This is a genomic window from Halovulum sp. GXIMD14794 (assembly GCF_054457455.1).
Map to the genome: position 1 here is coordinate 43615 of NZ_JBTLNF010000009.1, position 15997 is coordinate 59611.

Here is a 15997-nt window from a genome sequence, read left to right on the forward strand (position 1 = left end):
TGGCCCGAAGATGGCTACCGACGATATTAGGCAACTGTTTTTCGCCAGGCGAGCTGCCGAACCGCAAAAAGCTTGAACTTCGATCTCGGGCCGGAGGTTAGCAAAGGGCTTTGCCAACCCAATGGTGAACGACGTCAGTTCTGCATTCGGCCGGTGCGGATAGGCGTCAAGAATTTAGCCGGGGAAACCTCTTCAACCCTGCCTCCTCAAAGGCTCTTCCCGCGTCAGAACTGACTTGAAGATCACCGGCAAAGACACCTTCCGCGTGATTGACGGACCAATAGTCTAAAATAATCTGTTCACATGGTCCGTCTCCACTGAGTCGTCCTATTTGAGCGTCAGTATGTCTTTTGCTTCGATCGGGCCTTCAGCCCTTCGCGCCTCCAGATACGCTCAATTCGCTTGTAGTTCACGTGCCACCCCTCCTGGTTCAGCAGTGTGGTCACCGGCCTGTAGCCGTAGCGCCCGTAGCCTGTAGCCGTAGCGCCCGTACAGCGTAGCAAGTTCGATAATATCCGCCGTCAGGAGTTTATCATCTGGCCGGCCTGGCGGAATCTCGCGCTGTGTCGAGCGGTGCTGACCGAGCGTGCGACAAGAGCCGCGCTGCGAAACGCCAAGCGTCTGCCGCACGTGATCGATGCACGTCCGATGGCGCGAAGGGCTTAGTAGTTCGCCTTTGCGGCCTCGGCCAGGATCAGTCTGTCCAACGTCAGATCGGAGACAGAACGTCTCAGCCGGGCCATCTCCTTCTCCAGCTGCTTGAACCGTTTCAGCCGATCCCGGCTCATCCCGCGATACTGTCGGCGCCAACGTTAGTATGTCAGCTGCGGCACCCCGATCTGCCGCACCGCCTCCGCTAAGCTCACGCCTTGCCCTTGCAGCACTTCAACCTGCCGCAACTTCATCACGATGTCTTCGGGGTTCTCTCGCTTCCCAGCCATATCCTGCTCCTCCATCCTGCGGGAGCAAAGCTACCCCAGTTGGCGGACCACTTCAGTGGGGGGCATTCCAGTCGGGCGCAGCTAGTCGCTCAACATGCTAGACGGCAGCAGCGCGCATGACCTGACGCCTGATGCGAGCCTGCCTGAGACCACGTGGCATGCGCCGCGCCAACGCCCGGATAGTTGAGGCGGACAGCGACTCCGCCATACTCGTTCCTTGCGGAATAATTGCGCCTAGCAAACGGATCGCCGGGCTCGGGCTCGGAGCGCGAACGATGCTGACCGACGCGGTCGGCGGAAAGAGCCACGAACTCCCGAAACGTAGCTTGCCGCCACCGATCGCCCCTGCCTAAACTCCGGACTTGCCAACATCTCCGGCCAGCGGGCTTCGGGCATGAATAACGGTTTCTGAAGCTTGGGGAGAAGCGCCCTCATGGAAAGATTTGCCGCGGATCTGGCGCAGATGCAGCGCACGCCCCTCAGTCAAGATCACGTCGATGCCTTGCGCAAGGTGGGCACGACACGGACCATTCCGGCCGGAGAAATCGTCATCCGGCCCGGTGAGCCGATGACCGAGTTCCTCTATATCGAGAGCGGCGAAATCGAGGTGGTGCACCCGACAACGGGCGAGCGCATGATCGCCGCGACGATGGGGCCTTCCCAGTTCACCGGAGAGATCGGCATGCTCTCGGGCGCCGCGTCGATGCTCCAGATGCGGGCCTGCTCGGAGACCAGGGTCATCGCGGTCCCCAATACCGCGCTGGTCGCGCTGATGTCGCGGATCCCCGAAATGAGCGACATCATTCTCACCGTCTTCGCCGCGCGCCGCCGGGGCAATGTCGAGCACGGCCAGACGGTGCTCAAGCTTGTCGGCGCCGACGTGGACCCGGGGATACAGAAGATCGCGCAGTTCGCGTCCCGCAACAGGATCGCCGCGCAGTTGATCGACCTCGAGAGCGCCGAAGCAGCTAGAGACAGGGCCGCCTGCAACCTGCCGGAAGGATCCCCAGGCGTGGTCTTTGGCGGCGACGTGATCCCGGAGCCGACCCCGCAAAAGCTTGCTCGCGCACTGGGTCTGGAACTGGTGCTGACCGATGACGAGGTCATCGACGTCCTGATCGTCGGCGGTGGGCCGGCGGGGGTGGCGGCGGGTGTCTACGCCGGGGCCGAGGGGCTTTCGGCCGTGGTCGTCGAGGATATCGCCATCGGCGGGCAGGCCGGGACCTCGAGCCGGATCGAGAACTACATGGGCTTTCCGACCGGGATCTCCGGCGGTGACCTTGTCTGGCGCGGAGAGGTCCAGGCGATGAAGTTCGGCACGCGCTTCGCGATGCCGGTGCGGGTCGAGGCGCTCGACCGTCGCGATGGCCTGTTCTGCGCCAAGCTGTCGGATGGGCGTGAGGTCTGTGCCAAGGCCGTCATCGTGGCGACCGGCGTGCAGTATCGCAAGCTCCCGCTGGATCGGATCGAGGATTTCGAGGGCGCCGGGATCTATTACGCAGCCACCGAGATGGAGGCGCGGTTCTGCCGCGAGACCGAGGTCATAGTGGTGGGCGGCGGGAACTCGGCAGGCCAGGCAGCGATGTATCTCAGCCGCGTGGCGCACCACGTCCACCTGCTCGTCCGCTCGGACAGCCTTGCCGAGTCGATGTCGCGCTACCTATCCTCAAGGCTTGATGCCGATCCGCGCATCTCGATCCACTTCAACACGGAAATAGAGGCGCTCGAGGGGGACAGCCGGCTTCGCAGCGTGGTTCTGCGCGACAAGCCTGCCGGCAAAACGCGGCAAGTAGACAGCCGGGCGGTATTCATCATGGTCGGCGCGGCGCCCAATACTGGCTGGCTGGGTGAGCATGTCGCCCTCGATGCCCGCGGGTTTGTCCTGACCGGCACCGAAAATGGCGGACGGTCCCAGTTCGAGACTTCGACCCCGGGCATATTCGCCGTGGGGGACGTCCGCGCGGGATCAGTGAAGCGCGTCGCCTCGTCGGTCGGCGAAGGTTCGGTCGTGATGAGCGCCGTCTGGCAGCACGTGAACAGGATGTAAGGACGCCCACACGGCCCGGGGTTGCGGTCAGCCCAACTCTCGCCGTGCAGCCGGAATTACGGCCTGTTCGAAGAGCCGCATCAGATCCCCGAAATGGCCGTCGCTGCGGGCGGGAAGTTTCGGGTCTGAGGTCAGCGCCATCGTCAGCTTGAGGCTCGGGACCACGCAGATCAGCTGCCCGCCATAGCCGCGGGCGAGAGCATAGTCGTCGCCGCCCGCCTTGCCTATGAACCAGCCGTATCCATAGCCGAGGCCCGAATATGGAGAGCGCGTCCGCGGCACGAAGGATTGCTTGACCCAGGCTGCGCTCAGGATCTGTCGCCCCTGCCAGGTGCCGCCCAGCCGGTACATCTCGCCGAAGCGCAGCATGGCGGGCAGGCTCAGCGACATCTCGTTTCCTCCGAGATACCGACCTTGCGGGTCGCGGGTCCAGGCGGGGATCTCTACGTCCAGCGGCTCGCCGAGTCTGTCGCGGGCAAGGGCGAGGAGGCTCTGCCCCGTGACTTCCGTGAGCACCGCGCCGAGGATGTGGAACGCTCCGGTCGAATAGAGCATCCGGCCGCCAGGTTCGGCCACGAAGGGACGGGACAGGGCGTCCGCGACCCAGTTCGGGCTGCTGACCCAGTTGCCGTAGTTCGCGCCCGACGTTCGCTCCAAGCCCATCCGCATGGTGAGCAGTTGCTCGACCGTCAGCGCCCCGACGCCCGGCTCTGCACCGGGCGGAACGAGTTGCGGCGCAAGCTCGGATAGGGTCGAGGTCCGCGATGGGATTTCGCCCCGGTCGAGGGCGGTTCCGGTAAGGGCGGCGACGATGGTCTTTGAGACCGACTTCACTGGAACCGCCTGGCCGATCGACGGGCCGCGGAACACCTCGGACACCACCTCGGTGCCGCCGATCCGGATAGCGATTGCGTTGCACTGCTCCAGCGCTCGCGCCTGGTCGATGACTGCATCCCAGCCCGATCCTTGCGCAAATGCTGGGGCCGCAAAGAGCGCGGCGGATGACAACAGGAAATCGCGGCGTGCCAAATGGTGCATCGAAATCGTCCTTCCGGTTCCATTGCTCCCAACATGGACCCTGCGCCGCAGATATCCGAGTCCCCGGACCGCCACTGCGATCCACTTTTCCGTCATCTGTTCCGAGCCCGGGGGATAAGGACCAGCAAGGTCACGCAGTCATGGATCATCTCGTTTGCAGGGATCGTTCCGTCTTACGGCCTCCAGTCCCCGGCTGTAGGTTGGGAAGCTCCGGCACCCTCTGACAAGCTTGCGGTAGCAGCCAAACGCTCCGGGTCTCCCGTTCGCCGACGCCGGTCGTTTGTCGGCGCCACAAAGCGGGAGTTGAGGCCTTGAGAACCTACGTCACGCCAGCTCGCTACCGTCTGGGCGCGAACCGGAACCTCGGGAGCAGTTGCCTAATCGCCTTCGCCGACGGTGGTCAGGGCAACACCGGCTTCGGTCAGCATCTGCTCGGAGACTTCGAAGCTGTGATCAAGGGCCCCGTCGAAGGTCGGGCGTGGCGGGCAGACGACGGCGGTGATACCGCTCTGGATGATCGCGCGGGCGCAGTCGGCGCAGGGGAAGCGATTCACGTAGATCGTGCAGCCTTCAACCGGGGTGCCGACCCGCGCGGCATTGTAGATCGCGTTCCGCTCGGCATGTTCAAACCAGTGGAATTTTTCGCCGCTAGCGCGGTCGAAGCGGGCGTCGTCCGCGTCAGATACTCCCCGCGGCAATCCATTGTAACCGGATGCCCGGACCTCATTCGCGCTGCCGACGATGACGGCACCGACATGGAAATCCCTATCTTCGGACCAAGCGGCTATGTGGTCGGCCAGGCCGAGGAACCGATTGGCCCACTTTTCCGCGGCCATGTCAGACGACCTCGGCTGGAGAAAGCGCATCAAGAGCGGTCTTCTGCGCCTCGGTCAGGTCGGTGAAAGGCGGCAACGTGGCCTCCCAGCCCGGATCGCCGGTCCGTTGAGCTACGAGATATTTGATCGCCGGGATCAGCGGTTGGGCCGCGACGCCCGAGCGAAGCGCGGCGATCCGGTCGGCAAGCTCGGGCGATGTGTCCCCCGCCCAGACACGCGCGCAAAGCGCAGCGGAGAGGTTTGCCGTGGCCGAGATGCAGCCCGCGAAGCCCGCTTCGGCGGCCACTGACAGGCTGGTTTCCGAACTGGGGAAAACCGCGAAGCCGGGCACGTCCGAGATGATCTTTCGGCAATAGTCCAGGTCGCCCGACGAGTCCTTGATGCCTCTGAACCGGTCGGGGGCCAGACGGTGCAGCTCGGCGATTACCTCGACCGGGATCACGAGACCGGTCATCTGCGGATAGTTGTAGAAGTAGATCTGGATGTCGCGCCCAGAGAGCGCATCGTCCAGGGACATGTACCAGCGGACCAGACCGGCGTCCGACACGGGCGCATAGTAGTAGGGCGGCAGCACCAGCGCGACACGGTAGCCGACGTCGTCGGCGGTCTGGGTCAGCGCGATCGACTCCGCCAGAGACGGCGTGCCGGTGCCGACCATCAACCGCTCTGGCCCCAACGCGCGGATCGCCCATCCCATCACCTGTCGGCGGGTCTGCCCGTCAAAGGAATTGGCCTCGCCGGTCGAGCCGAGGATGTTCAGCCCGTCGCAGCCGTTTGCGAGCGCCCAGCGGCAATGCTCCAGAAACGGGGCTTCGACCGGCTGACCAGTGGCGTTCACCGGGGTGGGTACGGCGGCGATCACTCCGTTCATCGGGGTCTCCTTCAGTCTTGCGGTTCTGGCTCGCGCCTTGCGAGGCCGGCGAGGTCCGGATGGTCGGGCACCGGCGCGTCGCCCTTGCGCCAGCCACCAGGTTCGGTCATCTGCCCCGAGGCGTCATGGAACACCTCGGCGTTGATCCGGGCAAAGACAGCTTCGGCCGGGTCAAGTTCGTCGTCATAGCGGATCGCGTCAACCGGGCAGATGCTTTCGCACATGCCGCATTCGATGCATTCCGTCGGGTGGATGTAGAACATCCGCTCGCCCTCGTAGATGCAATCGACCGGGCAGGACGTTGTGCAGATCCCATCCTTCACGTCGATGCACTGGCTCTGGATCACGAGGGCCATGGTTCACTTCCCCTGCCAGACCGGGGCGCGCTTCTCACGGAAGGCGCGCACGCCCTCCTTCCCGTCCTCGGAGAGGAGGGCCGCCATCAGGGCGGGGGTCTGGAGCGCGCGGGCCTCCTGGGGTGTCAGGTGGGCGGTCTGCCGGATCGTATGCTTGATCGCCCAGAGCGACAGCGGTGCGCATCGCACCACGTCGGCGATCCAGGCATCGACCTCGGCATCCAACTTATCCGCGGGCACCACGGCATTCGCCAGCCCATAGTCGAGCGCCTGCTGCGCCGAGAGCATCCGACCGGCCATCATAACGCCCGCCGCGATGTTACGGGGGATCAGCCGGCTGAGTTGCACCATGCCACCGTCGAGCGGCAGGCGTCCGACGCGGGCTTCCGGCAGGCCGAAGCGGGCAGTTTCCGAGGCGATGACAATGTCGCAACCTAGCACCATCTCGAACCCGCCGCCGAGCGCCACGCCGTTCACGCGTCCGATCACCGGCACTTTCAGCGAGGTCCGCAGCGAGATGCCGCCGAAGCCGTTGGGGTTGGCGGCCGCCCAGTACTCGAGCCCGGTCTCGCCCTCGTCCGACTTCAGGTCCGCCCCGGCGCAGAACGCGCGGTCACCCGCGCCGGTCAGCACCACGCAGCGAATATCGGCGCGGCGTTCGATCTCGGCCCAGATGCGCTCCAGCGAGGCGTCGGTGGCGGCGTCAACGGCGTTCATGCGCTCCGGGCGGTCGATGGTGACGCGGGCCACATGGTCCGCGACTTCGAAATGGACGGTCATACCGCCTCCTGTCGCGCGGTGACGCGCAGGCCGAATTCGCGGATCACCTCGTCGGTGTGCTCGCCCAGTTTCGGCGGGGTATGGCGCACGATCACCGGCGCATCGGACAGATGCACTGGCGAGGCGACCAGCGTCAGATCCCCCAGGATCGGATGCTCGATATCCAGCAGCATGTCATTGGCCACCGTCTGCGGGTCGTCCAGCGCCTCGCCCAGCGAGCGGACCGGCGCGCAGAGCAGATCCTGCGCCTCGAGTCGTTCGATCCAGTAGGCGGTGGTGTTCTTCGCAAAGTTCTCAGCAAAGACGCCTTGCAGGAAGGGCTTGTTTGCGCGTTGCGCCGCGAGGCTGGGATAGTCCGGTGACAGATCGGCGATCTCAAGCGCCGTGCAGATGTCGCGCAGCGGGTTGGCCTTGAACGCGCCGACCAAGACCAGAGCGCCGTCGGTGGTGTCAAACACGCCGGTCAGCGGCATGGCAGCCCAGTTCAACACCTCGCGGTGCTTGGACCACTGGGCGGCCTCCTGCATCTGCATCGCCAGCATCGAGTCATAGAGCGACACGCCGACCTTCTGACCCTTGCCGGTCTTCTCGCGCCCCAGCAGCGCGGCCAGGATGCCCTGCACAAGATGCATGCCGGCGGTGTAGTCGCACAGCGTGGTGGGATAGATCGACTTCGGGATCGCTGGGTCCTGGGTCTTCTCCATCACCCCGGTCATTGCCTGGGCCAGCACGTCCTGCCCGCCCTTGTGAGCATAGGGGCCGACCTCGCCGAAGCCGGTGCCCGAGGCGCAGATGATCCGTGGGTTGATCTTGCTGAGGCTATCGTAATCGAAGCCGAGCCGCTTCATCACCCCGGCGCGGAAGTTGTCCACGACCACGTCACAATGGGCGACCAGGTCCAGCACCATCTGCCGTCCCTCGGGAGACTTGGTGTCGATCTCGACCGAGCGCTTGTTGCGGTTGAGCGACGAGAACACGGCGTTGTTCATCGCCTCTTCGCTGGGCTCGCCGAAGAAGTTGCGCGACAGGTCGCCCGCGCCGGGGCGTTCGATCTTGATCACGTCCGCGCCGAAATCGGCCAGCATCTGCGTCGCGCACGGGCCCATCATCACCTGGGTGAAGTCCAAGACGCGCACGCCATCGAGAGGGAGAGTTGGGGTGCTCATTGATCAGGCCTCGACAGGTTCTTCGACTAGCGCATTGGCTGAGGGCACATCGCCCGGGTCGGCGCCCTGGGCGCGCATCTGCTTCTGGATCAGCTTGGCGTCCACGTCGCGCAGTGCGCAGTTCGCGTTCAGCGCCTGGGTGACGGCGACGCCGGCGGCCTCGCCTTGGGACATGCATGGCGGGATCTCGCGCGACTGCTTCTGTGCCTCGCTTTCGACCGAGTAATGCCGGCCCGCGACGATCAGGTTGTCGATCCCCTTGGGCAGCAGTGCCCGGTAAGGTGTGTAGTAGTCGCGACCCCGGCAAACGCTGTCGGCAAAGTGGCGGCGGGACTTCACGTCGTCCTTTGTCACAACGTATTCGCCCTGAAGCAGGCGGGTCTGGCGGATGCCCATCTGTTCCGCCGCGCCCAGCATCTTGGCATTCTCGAAGCCCGGCAGGTTCTCGCGGGCGAAGGCCAGAAGGCCCATCATTCGCTCGCGGCCCTCGTACTCGGCCTGGACCATGTGTTCGGGCGACAGGCCGTCATAGCCGGGCATGTGCGGGCAGTTGCACCAGACGATGCCGGGCAGGGGCGTCTTGAGCCACCACATGCCCCAAGCGCCGCCGATGATGCGCCGGGCCTGCCGGTCGAGCTTCTTGTATTCCTCGGGGTTGGCGTACTCGAAGGCCTCGGCCTTGTCGGTGTCCACGTCGCACAGGCGGAACACGGTCGTCACGATGAACTGGCCGTCGATGTACGACGCGCCGGCAGATTGGCCAACGTCCAGATCCCCGGTCGCGTCGATCACCATTTTCGCGCGGATCGCCTGCCGACCCAGTTTGGTCTGGCAGATGATACCGGTGACGCGGCCATCCTCGAACATCGCTTCCGAGAACCACGAATGGGTGCGCAGGTTCACGCCCGCCTCGCGGACCAGATCCAGGCTGGTGCGCTTCCACGCATCGGGGTCGAAGGCGACGGCGTGGATGATCGGCTGCGGCATGCCGGTCTTGTGGAAATCGATGCAGCCCCAGCGGGACCACTTTTGCCACATCTCCCAGTTGGTCAGGCAATCCTCGCTGGGCGGGTAGACGGCGCCGCCCTGGCGTTCCATCCGGTCGACGAATTCGTTGACGATGCCGGTGGTGACGATCTCGTTGCCCTCATTCACCATGTCGTCGAGCACCAGCACCATGCCGCCCGAGGCCATGCCGCCCAAGTGGTGGTACCGCTCCAGTAGAGTGACAGAGGCGCCGTTGCGCGCGGCCGAGACGGCAGCGGTAACACCCGCGGGCCCGGCGCCCACGACGACGACATCGGTGTCTGCGACGACGGGGATCTGTTCGGATCGGCAGGTGACGTGGTCTTTGATACGGTCGGTCATTTCGGACAAACTCCCTCTGTTGCGCCGCGATGTCTTTGCAGATCGGGGCGCGAATTGTTTCGTTGGGCCAGTGGCTTAGGCTACCAGCGAATGACAGCGCGTTCGACGGCGACGACGGTTGCGAACATGATCACCGAGAGCCCCGAGGACATGAATACGGTCGCGTAGAGCAGCGGCGAGTTGAAGTTGAAGGTCGCATCGATGATCAGCGCCCCAAGCCCGAGGTCCGCGCCAACCCACTCGCCCACAATCGCGCCGATGACCGAGGTCGTGGCCGAGATCTTCAGCGCCGAGAAGAGAAACGGCAGCGAGGAGGGCAGGCGCATCTTCCAGAACACCTCGGACTTCGAGGCGGATAGGATCCGCGCCAGTTCCAGCGTTTGCGGTGTGACTGATTGCAGGCCGCGCACCATGTTCACCAGCGTCGGAAAGAAGCAGATCAGCGCCGCGATCACCACTTTTGCCGTGATGCCCGGCCCGAAGATCAGCACCAGAATTGGCGCGATCGCCAGGATCGGGATTGTGTTGATGAAGACCGCGATCGGGAAGAAGGCACGTTCCACGTGGCGGGAATGGACGAAGGCCACAGCGATCAGGATCGCGGCAAGGTTGCCGACGACGAAGCCCGCGACGCTTTCGAACAGGGTGGGCCAGAAATTCTCCATCAGCAGGGGGAACTTGTCGACGAAGGTTGCTGCCACGTCCGAAGGCGCGGGCGCGATATAGGTCGGCACGCCGAACGCCTTCACTCCGATTTGCCACAGCGCGATCAGCCCGGCGGCGGTGCCAACTGGTATCGCCACGGCCATCAGCTTGCGCTTGCGCGCCTCGGCCAGTTCCAGCGCTTCGTGGTCTTCGATTTCGATGTTCTCGATGACAGCCATCAGCAGGTCTCCAGCAGATCGCGCAGGTAGCCGCAGTACTCGTTGAATTTCGGCGTATCGCGCATCTTGATCGTGCGCGGGTCGGGCAGGTCGATGTCCACCACCTCGCGCAGGCGTCCGGGGTGCGCCTGGAGCATCACGACCTTCTGGCCAAGAAACACCGCCTCGGAGATCGAGTGCGTGACGAAGAGGATCGTCGTTCCGGTCTCGCGCCAGATGTCCAGCAATTGCAGGTTCAGCCTGTCGCGGGTCATTTCGTCCAGCGCGCCAAAGGGCTCGTCCATCAGCAGCAGCTTGGGCTGGCAGACCAACGCGCGGGCGATGGCGACGCGCTGGCGCATCCCGCCCGAAAGTTCGTGGGGCAGGGCGTCCTCGCGGCCTTTGAGGCCAACGAGTTCCAGAAGTTCGGTCGGGGTGCGGTTGCCGATCGGCAGTTCGATCCCGCGCTTGCGTCCGATCTCCAGCGGCAGTTCGACATTCTTCAGCGCGCTGCGCCAAGGCAGCAAGGTCGCGTCCTGGAAGACGAAGGCGAACTCGCGTGCCAACCGCGCCTCTTCCGTCGATTTGCCCAGCACCGAAACCTCGCCGCTCGTCGCCGGGATCAGATCCGAGACAAGCCGCAGCAGCGTGGACTTGCCGCAACCCGAGGGGCCGAGGATCGTGTAGAACGCGCCGTTCTCGATCTCCAGGCTCAGGTCCTGCAGCGCGGTGAAGTTGCCGAAGCGGACAGAAGCCCGCTTCAGGATGGCGGCGGTGTCCATGTTGGTACCGTCCAGCATATCGCTCAACCCAGCTTGGCGCGGGTGTCGGCGGTCTGGTCCAGCACCGACAGGGTCATCACGTCGTCGACGGCGGGTGCGTCCTTCTCGAACTGGCCCAGATCGTCATAGGCGCTGATCTGCGCCTCCCAGTTATCGCGGGTCATCACGCCCCAGCCGTTGGCGGCGGTATTGCCGTTGAACGAGTAGTCCATGACCATGTCGACGGTCTTCAGCTCGTTCTCGCGATCGAGGTTCGGATAGCGCTCGACCAGCAGATCGACGCCCGCCTCACGGTTTTCGTAGACCCAGGCCCAGCCGCGGGCCACGGCGCGCAGCATACCGGCTACCTGTTCGGGGCTTTCTTCGAGGGTCCTGTCGGTGACGTAGTAGGGGTTCGCGTAAAGCTTGATGCCCGCGTCCCACAGGGTCATGTCGACCCGCTCTTCGCCCAGGACCTCCAGCGCGCTGGTATTGGTCTTCCAGCCGGTGACCACGTCCACCTGGCCGGTCATCAGCGGTGCCATATCCGAGCCCATGACGATCACCTCGACGTCGTCTTCCGAGATGCCGTTCTTGGCCAGCAGCGCCTGCAGCAGGATCCGCGCGGTGCCGTTGGTCGCAACCTTCTTGCCGATCATGTCCTTCGGCTCGCGCACCGGGTTCCGCTCCAGCGAGAAATAGGTGAACGGGTGCTGCTGGTAGCCTGCGGCGATGCACTTGACCGGCAGCCCCTGCGAGCGGGCCAGCATCAGCGACGGGCTGGACGAGATCGAGCCGAGGTTCGCGCGGCCCGAGGCGACCGAGGCGACGCCGTCGACGTTCGGCCCTCCGGGCACGATGTCCAGTACAAGACCCTCCTCGGCGAAGAAGCCCTGCGCGTCGGCGGCGACCTCGCCCAGGATGCCGTTGCTGGCCAGCCAGCCAAGCTGCAGCGTGACCTTGGTCTCGCCGGCCGCGAAGGCGCGGTCGAAGCCGATCATGTTACCGGTGAAGGCGGCGGCACCGGCAGCGCCGAAGCCCTTGAGCAGTTTTCGGCGGGAGAAACCGGGAGTCCGGGGAAGGGTCATGGTCAGTCACTCCTGTTGGGGCGGTTGTTGTCGTTCTGCGCCTGTTTTTCAGGCTTATCACTTGACTGTAGGCACGGGGTTGGCGATGCAGGTAGAGCAAAGTTCTGCCAACGGTGAGGCATTTTCTGCATCACCCTGCACGGGCGTACCGGATGATCCACTCCATCTTTCTGAAGTATTTCAACGAGGTTGCCCGGCAGAAATCGATCCGCAAGGCGGCGATGGTACTGAACGTCTCGTCCACCTCGGTTAACCGCAAGCTTCTGAGCATCGAGGACAAGCTGGGGGTGTCGCTGTTCGACCGCACGCCGGAAGGGGTGGAGTTGACCGCCGTGGGCGAGATCCTGCTGGAGCACTGCCGCAAGACGCTGCACGACTACGAACGTGCGATGGTGATGATCGACGACGTGCGCGATCTGCGGACCGGGCATATCGACATCTACACCATCGATTCGATCGCCGTCGGGCGCCTGCCGCGCGCGATGAACGAATTCAGCGAGACTTTTCCCGATATCTCGTTGTCAGTTACCGCCGCGCAGCCGGAGGACGTCGTCGAGGCCGTCGCAAAGGGCGATGCCGATATCGGCGTGGCCTTTACTTTCGACGGGCACCCGGACGTGCGTGTGCTGTCAGAAAAATCCGCGCCCTTCGGTGTGATCATGCCGCCCGATCACCCGCTGGCCGGGCGGAAGGGCCTCACCATCGAGGACATCGCCGGCTACAAGCTTGTGCGGACTATCGACGCGCGGGGGCGGAATTCGATCATCGACCAGGCGATGTCTTCGTTGGCGGCGGATCTTTCGGTGCACATCTTCACCAACACGTTGTTCCTCGCGAAGGAGATGATCCTCGCGAATCAGGGGATCGGGCTCTACACGAAAATCGGGTTCTACGACGAGGTCGAGGCCGGGGAACTGCGCTTCGTACCGCTCGTGCAGGAAATGCTGAACAACAGCCGTATCGGCGTGATGGTATCCTCGGCGACCGCTCTGGACCCGGCCAAGAAGCTCATGTGCGACGCTATCGGCAAGGAGATGCAGCAGCTGCGACTGGATTCCTGATCCGCCGCCGCTAATCGGCCGAGGCGTCCTCATCGCTGGGCGGGTCGAAGATCACGAAGAAGCTCCACGCGCACCAGGCGGCTGCGGCCGCGAACAGTGCGCCCCAGAGCGGGTTTCCGGATAGGAACTCGACGACCGCCCAGCCTCCGGCCAGGGCGACGACGAGGATCCGCCGCCAGAGCGGGATGAAGATCGGGTTCTGGAGGTCGAAGAATTTCATGAGGCCGAGCTAACCGCGCCCGGGTCCGAACCGCAAGAGTCACGGCAGTTGACATTCCCCCGCGCAACGGCGTCAAAGGGCGGATATTTCTCGGAGTCATTCCATTCCCGACCGTTCCATCACGCCGACCGTTCCGGCGCGAGGTCCAAGCCGCTCGGAAAGCGGCAAGGGCATCGCGGTCATGGCGCTTGGCATGTTCCTCTTCGCCGCGGTCGACACGATCGCGAAACTGCTGACCGACAGCCTGCACCCGGTGCAGATTGTCTGGGTCCGGCAATCCGGTCTGCTGATCGGCGTTCTCTGCCTGCTGGCATTGCGCGGACCCAAACTGTTGCGCAGCCGCAGTCCCGGTTTGCAGATGGCGCGCGGGGTATTGGCCGCGGGGTCGGCAACGATCTTTACCCTCGCGCTTGGGTTCGTCCCGTTGGCAGACGCGGCCGCCGTGGCCTTCGTCGCCCCTTTCATTGTCACGGTTTTGGGGGCGATCCTGCTGGGAGAGCCGGTAGGACCTCGGCGCTGGACTGCAGTGACCATCGGCTTTCTGGGGACGCTCGTCATTATCCGCCCGGGAATGGGCGTGATGCACCCGGCGGTCCTTCTGGTGCTGATCTCGGCGTTGTTCTTCGCGCTGCGCCAGGTATTGTCGCGCGTCCTCGCCAATGGGGATTCGATCGAGACGACGATCGCCTATACCGCGCTCACCGCGAGTGCCGTTCTGACCGTTCCACTGGCGTTTGTCTGGCAATGGCCGACGACAGGGCAGGAGGTTGCGCTGCTCTGCGGGATCGCGCTGCTCGCGGCGCTGGGCGAGATCTGCGTGATCAAGGCGCTGCAACTTGCGAATGCGGTGATCGTGGCGCCGTTGCAGTACTCGCTCATCATCTGGGTGACGAGCTACGGCTATTTCGTGTTCGGAGACTTCCCGGATCTGTGGACCTGGGTGGGCGCGACCATCATCGTGGTGTCGGGCCTCTACACGTTCTGGCGGGAAACGGTCGTCGCCCGCCAGAAGAAAAAAACGGGCAAGGCCTAGGCCAGCGCGGCGTCGACCTCTTCGCGGCTGGGCATCGAGGCCCCGGCGCCGGGGCGCGTGACCGAGATACCTGCCGCCGCGCAGCCCTGTCGGACCGCATCGAGCGGCGCAAGACCGGCGGCCAGTCCGGTGGCGAATGCGCCGTTGAACGCGTCTCCCGCGCCAGTCGTCTCGACCACCGGTCCGGCGGCGCGGGCAGGGATCACCTCGCTGGTCGTGGCGTCATGGTAGAGCGCGCCGCGTTCGCCCAGGGTCATCACCACTGCGCCGACGCCCTTGGCAAGCAGCGCGTCCGCCGCGCGGCGGGCGTCTTCAAGCGAGGCTACGGGCAAGCCGCTCAACGCCTCCGCTTCGGTCTCGTTCGGAGTCAGGTAGCTGCAAAGCGGCAGCATGCCCTCGGGCAGGTCCGCGGCAGGGGCGGGGTTCAGGATCGTCGTCACACCGGCCTCCCGCGCCAGGGAAAGCCCGTGCATCGCCGCGTCCAAAGGCTGTTCCAGCTGGGTCATGAAGACCGCGGCGCTCTCAATCTGGTCGCGTACAGCGTCGAGATCCGAAGGCGCGATCCGCCCCGCCGCGCCGGGCGTGACGATGATCGCATTGTCGCCGGTGCCCTCCTCGACAAAGATAAAGGCGGCGCCCGTGAAACTGTCCGGGTCCTCGGTCACCAGCGGCGTTACCCCGGCGTCGGCCCAGGTCCGGCGCGCGATCTCGGCAAAGTTGTCACGGCCGAGCCGGGTGACCAGGCGCACGTCTGCGCCCAGCCGGGCTGCCGCTATCGCCTGGTTCGAGCCCTTGCCGCCCGGACCCAGCGCGAAGCCCTTGCCGAGGATCGTCTCGCCCATGCGCGGCTGCCGATCCGCACGATAAGCAGTGTCTGCCACGAAGACACCGAGAACGATAATGTGGCCCATCTCAGTCCGCCGGTGGGATGACGCCCTTGCGCAGGGCGAAATTGCCGTAGAACCGCGTTTCCTGCGTCTGGATCACCGCGAAAGCGGCGCGGGAGCGGTCGTAGAAGGCGAACCGTTCGATCGGCAGCAGAGGCCAGGACTTGCCCTCGGCGGCGTCGATCACGGCCTGCACTTCCTGGTGGACCGGCGGGTTGGCGTTCGGGTCGTCGCCCACCTGCATTGTGGCGGCGGCGTCATCGACGAAACTGTCAAGCGGGTAGACCGATAGCACGGCCCGCGCGACGCGCGGCGCCGGCATGTCGATACGCAACAACTCACCCCACATGCTGTCGCGCGCAACCGATTCCGCCGGAAAGTTCGTGTCGCACAGGATCAGGTCGTCGCCGTGCCCCATCGCGCAGAGCGCATGAAGAACCTCGGCATTCAGAAGCGGGTCCAAACCCTTGAGCATTCGTTTTCCTCCCCTTTTTCGGAGGCGACAGTAGGGGGCGGCCTCGTTCCGCGCAACCAGTGCGGATAACCGCTCTACCCGAACGGCCAGCGGCCTATCCGAAAGGATAGGTGCATCATCCCATTGCCCGATTTCCTTCGCAGCGACTTCGACTATTTTCAGGGCAAGCCCCGGTTGGATGCAGCCATTTATCCGGGCGAAACGTC

Annotated in this window: 16 protein-coding genes and 1 pseudogene; 3 read left to right on the forward strand and 14 right to left on the reverse strand. The window is 64.6% G+C overall.

Features of this window, described 5'->3' with window-relative positions; translation table 11 throughout:
• Window positions 1-350 precede the first annotated feature (350 nt).
• Window positions 351-941 (reverse strand): annotated as a pseudogene (locus tag ACW9UR_RS20935) (IS3 family transposase); the annotation flags it as partial.
• Between the two features lie 433 nt (window positions 942-1374).
• On the opposite strand from ACW9UR_RS20935, the gene ACW9UR_RS20940 reads away from it, so the two are divergent.
• On the forward strand, window positions 1375-2988 hold the full coding sequence (locus ACW9UR_RS20940; protein ID WP_458919013.1) for an FAD-dependent oxidoreductase: 1614 nt from the start codon (window positions 1375-1377) through the stop codon (window positions 2986-2988).
• A 27-nt stretch (window positions 2989-3015) separates the two neighbouring features.
• Here ACW9UR_RS20940 and ACW9UR_RS20945 read toward each other — a convergent pair whose 3' ends face one another.
• The 10 genes from ACW9UR_RS20945 to ACW9UR_RS20990 form a co-directional block, all read right to left on the reverse strand.
• Complete coding sequence (locus ACW9UR_RS20945) at window positions 3016-4026, reverse strand: serine hydrolase domain-containing protein (protein WP_458919014.1); 1011 nt, start codon at window positions 4024-4026, stop codon at window positions 3016-3018.
• A gap of 377 nt (window positions 4027-4403) precedes the next feature.
• Window positions 4404-4862, reverse strand: a complete 459-nt coding sequence (locus ACW9UR_RS20950) for a deoxycytidylate deaminase (RefSeq protein WP_458919015.1) — start codon at window positions 4860-4862, stop codon at window positions 4404-4406.
• Between the two features lies 1 nt (window position 4863).
• Complete coding sequence (locus tag ACW9UR_RS20955; RefSeq protein WP_458919016.1) at window positions 4864-5733, reverse strand: dihydrodipicolinate synthase family protein; 870 nt, start codon at window positions 5731-5733, stop codon at window positions 4864-4866.
• 11 nt (window positions 5734-5744) lie between these two features.
• On the reverse strand, window positions 5745-6089 hold the full coding sequence (locus ACW9UR_RS20960) for an indolepyruvate ferredoxin oxidoreductase subunit alpha (RefSeq protein ID WP_458919017.1): 345 nt from the start codon (window positions 6087-6089) through the stop codon (window positions 5745-5747).
• A gap of 3 nt (window positions 6090-6092) precedes the next feature.
• Window positions 6093-6869, reverse strand: coding sequence for an enoyl-CoA hydratase-related protein (locus ACW9UR_RS20965; RefSeq protein WP_458919018.1), 777 nt, complete (start codon window positions 6867-6869; stop codon window positions 6093-6095).
• Complete coding sequence (locus tag ACW9UR_RS20970) at window positions 6866-8035, reverse strand: CaiB/BaiF CoA transferase family protein (RefSeq protein ID WP_458919019.1); 1170 nt, start codon at window positions 8033-8035, stop codon at window positions 6866-6868. The genes ACW9UR_RS20965 and ACW9UR_RS20970 overlap by 4 nt, the downstream gene beginning before the upstream one ends.
• Window positions 8036-8038: 3 nt before the next feature.
• Window positions 8039-9403 carry an FAD-dependent oxidoreductase gene (locus ACW9UR_RS20975; RefSeq protein WP_458919020.1) on the reverse strand — a complete coding sequence of 455 codons (1365 nt, stop codon included), beginning with the start codon at window positions 9401-9403 and terminating at the stop codon, window positions 8039-8041.
• An 80-nt stretch (window positions 9404-9483) separates the two neighbouring features.
• Window positions 9484-10287, reverse strand: coding sequence for an ABC transporter permease (locus tag ACW9UR_RS20980; RefSeq protein ID WP_458919021.1), 804 nt, complete (start codon window positions 10285-10287; stop codon window positions 9484-9486).
• Window positions 10287-11066 carry an ABC transporter ATP-binding protein gene (locus ACW9UR_RS20985; protein ID WP_458919022.1) on the reverse strand — a complete coding sequence of 260 codons (780 nt, stop codon included), beginning with the start codon at window positions 11064-11066 and terminating at the stop codon, window positions 10287-10289. Before ACW9UR_RS20985 ends, ACW9UR_RS20980 begins: the two co-directional genes overlap by 1 nt.
• 5 nt (window positions 11067-11071) lie before the next feature.
• Complete coding sequence (locus ACW9UR_RS20990; protein WP_458919023.1) at window positions 11072-12115, reverse strand: ABC transporter substrate-binding protein; 1044 nt, start codon at window positions 12113-12115, stop codon at window positions 11072-11074.
• Between the two features lie 152 nt (window positions 12116-12267).
• Between ACW9UR_RS20990 and ACW9UR_RS20995 the strand changes: the two genes are divergently transcribed.
• The gene (locus ACW9UR_RS20995) at window positions 12268-13176 is read left to right on the forward strand and encodes a LysR family transcriptional regulator (RefSeq protein ID WP_458919024.1); all 909 of its coding nucleotides are present in this window, start codon (window positions 12268-12270) and stop codon (window positions 13174-13176) included.
• A 10-nt stretch (window positions 13177-13186) separates the two neighbouring features.
• Here ACW9UR_RS20995 and ACW9UR_RS21000 read toward each other — a convergent pair whose 3' ends face one another.
• The gene (locus tag ACW9UR_RS21000; RefSeq protein WP_458919025.1) at window positions 13187-13396 is read right to left on the reverse strand and encodes a hypothetical protein; all 210 of its coding nucleotides are present in this window, start codon (window positions 13394-13396) and stop codon (window positions 13187-13189) included.
• Between the two features lie 181 nt (window positions 13397-13577).
• On the opposite strand from ACW9UR_RS21000, the gene ACW9UR_RS21005 reads away from it, so the two are divergent.
• The gene (locus ACW9UR_RS21005; protein WP_458919026.1) at window positions 13578-14429 is read left to right on the forward strand and encodes a DMT family transporter; all 852 of its coding nucleotides are present in this window, start codon (window positions 13578-13580) and stop codon (window positions 14427-14429) included.
• Here ACW9UR_RS21005 and rbsK read toward each other — a convergent pair.
• Entirely contained in the window at window positions 14426-15340 is a 915-nt protein-coding gene (gene rbsK, locus ACW9UR_RS21010; RefSeq protein ID WP_458919027.1) for a ribokinase, read from the reverse strand. The genes ACW9UR_RS21005 and rbsK overlap by 4 nt on opposite strands.
• 1 nt (window position 15341) lies before the next feature.
• Window positions 15342-15791, reverse strand: coding sequence for an RbsD/FucU family protein (locus ACW9UR_RS21015; protein ID WP_458919028.1), 450 nt, complete (start codon window positions 15789-15791; stop codon window positions 15342-15344).
• Window positions 15792-15997 lie beyond the last annotated feature (206 nt).

Excerpts from the sequence above, each read along its gene's own strand:
- ACW9UR_RS20940 (WP_458919013.1), top strand. The coding sequence starts at position 1,375 with ATGGAAAGATTTGCCGCGGATCTGGCGCAGATGCAGCGCACGCCCCTC.
- ACW9UR_RS20945 (WP_458919014.1), bottom strand. The coding sequence starts at position 4,026 with ATGCACCATTTGGCACGCCGCGATTTCCTGTTGTCATCCGCCGCGCTC.
- ACW9UR_RS20950 (WP_458919015.1), bottom strand. The coding sequence starts at position 4,862 with ATGGCCGCGGAAAAGTGGGCCAATCGGTTCCTCGGCCTGGCCGACCAC.
- ACW9UR_RS20955 (WP_458919016.1), bottom strand. The coding sequence starts at position 5,733 with ATGAACGGAGTGATCGCCGCCGTACCCACCCCGGTGAACGCCACTGGT.
- ACW9UR_RS20960 (WP_458919017.1), bottom strand. The coding sequence starts at position 6,089 with ATGGCCCTCGTGATCCAGAGCCAGTGCATCGACGTGAAGGATGGGATC.
- ACW9UR_RS20965 (WP_458919018.1), bottom strand. The coding sequence starts at position 6,869 with ATGACCGTCCATTTCGAAGTCGCGGACCATGTGGCCCGCGTCACCATC.
- ACW9UR_RS20970 (WP_458919019.1), bottom strand. The coding sequence starts at position 8,035 with ATGAGCACCCCAACTCTCCCTCTCGATGGCGTGCGCGTCTTGGACTTC.
- ACW9UR_RS20975 (WP_458919020.1), bottom strand. The coding sequence starts at position 9,403 with ATGACCGACCGTATCAAAGACCACGTCACCTGCCGATCCGAACAGATC.
- ACW9UR_RS20980 (WP_458919021.1), bottom strand. The coding sequence starts at position 10,287 with ATGGCTGTCATCGAGAACATCGAAATCGAAGACCACGAAGCGCTGGAA.
- ACW9UR_RS20985 (WP_458919022.1), bottom strand. The coding sequence starts at position 11,066 with ATGCTGGACGGTACCAACATGGACACCGCCGCCATCCTGAAGCGGGCT.
- ACW9UR_RS20990 (WP_458919023.1), bottom strand. The coding sequence starts at position 12,115 with ATGACCCTTCCCCGGACTCCCGGTTTCTCCCGCCGAAAACTGCTCAAG.
- ACW9UR_RS20995 (WP_458919024.1), top strand. The coding sequence starts at position 12,268 with ATGATCCACTCCATCTTTCTGAAGTATTTCAACGAGGTTGCCCGGCAG.
- ACW9UR_RS21000 (WP_458919025.1), bottom strand. The coding sequence starts at position 13,396 with ATGAAATTCTTCGACCTCCAGAACCCGATCTTCATCCCGCTCTGGCGG.
- ACW9UR_RS21005 (WP_458919026.1), top strand. The coding sequence starts at position 13,578 with ATGGCGCTTGGCATGTTCCTCTTCGCCGCGGTCGACACGATCGCGAAA.
- rbsK (WP_458919027.1), bottom strand. The coding sequence starts at position 15,340 with ATGGGCCACATTATCGTTCTCGGTGTCTTCGTGGCAGACACTGCTTAT.
- ACW9UR_RS21015 (WP_458919028.1), bottom strand. The coding sequence starts at position 15,791 with ATGCTCAAGGGTTTGGACCCGCTTCTGAATGCCGAGGTTCTTCATGCG.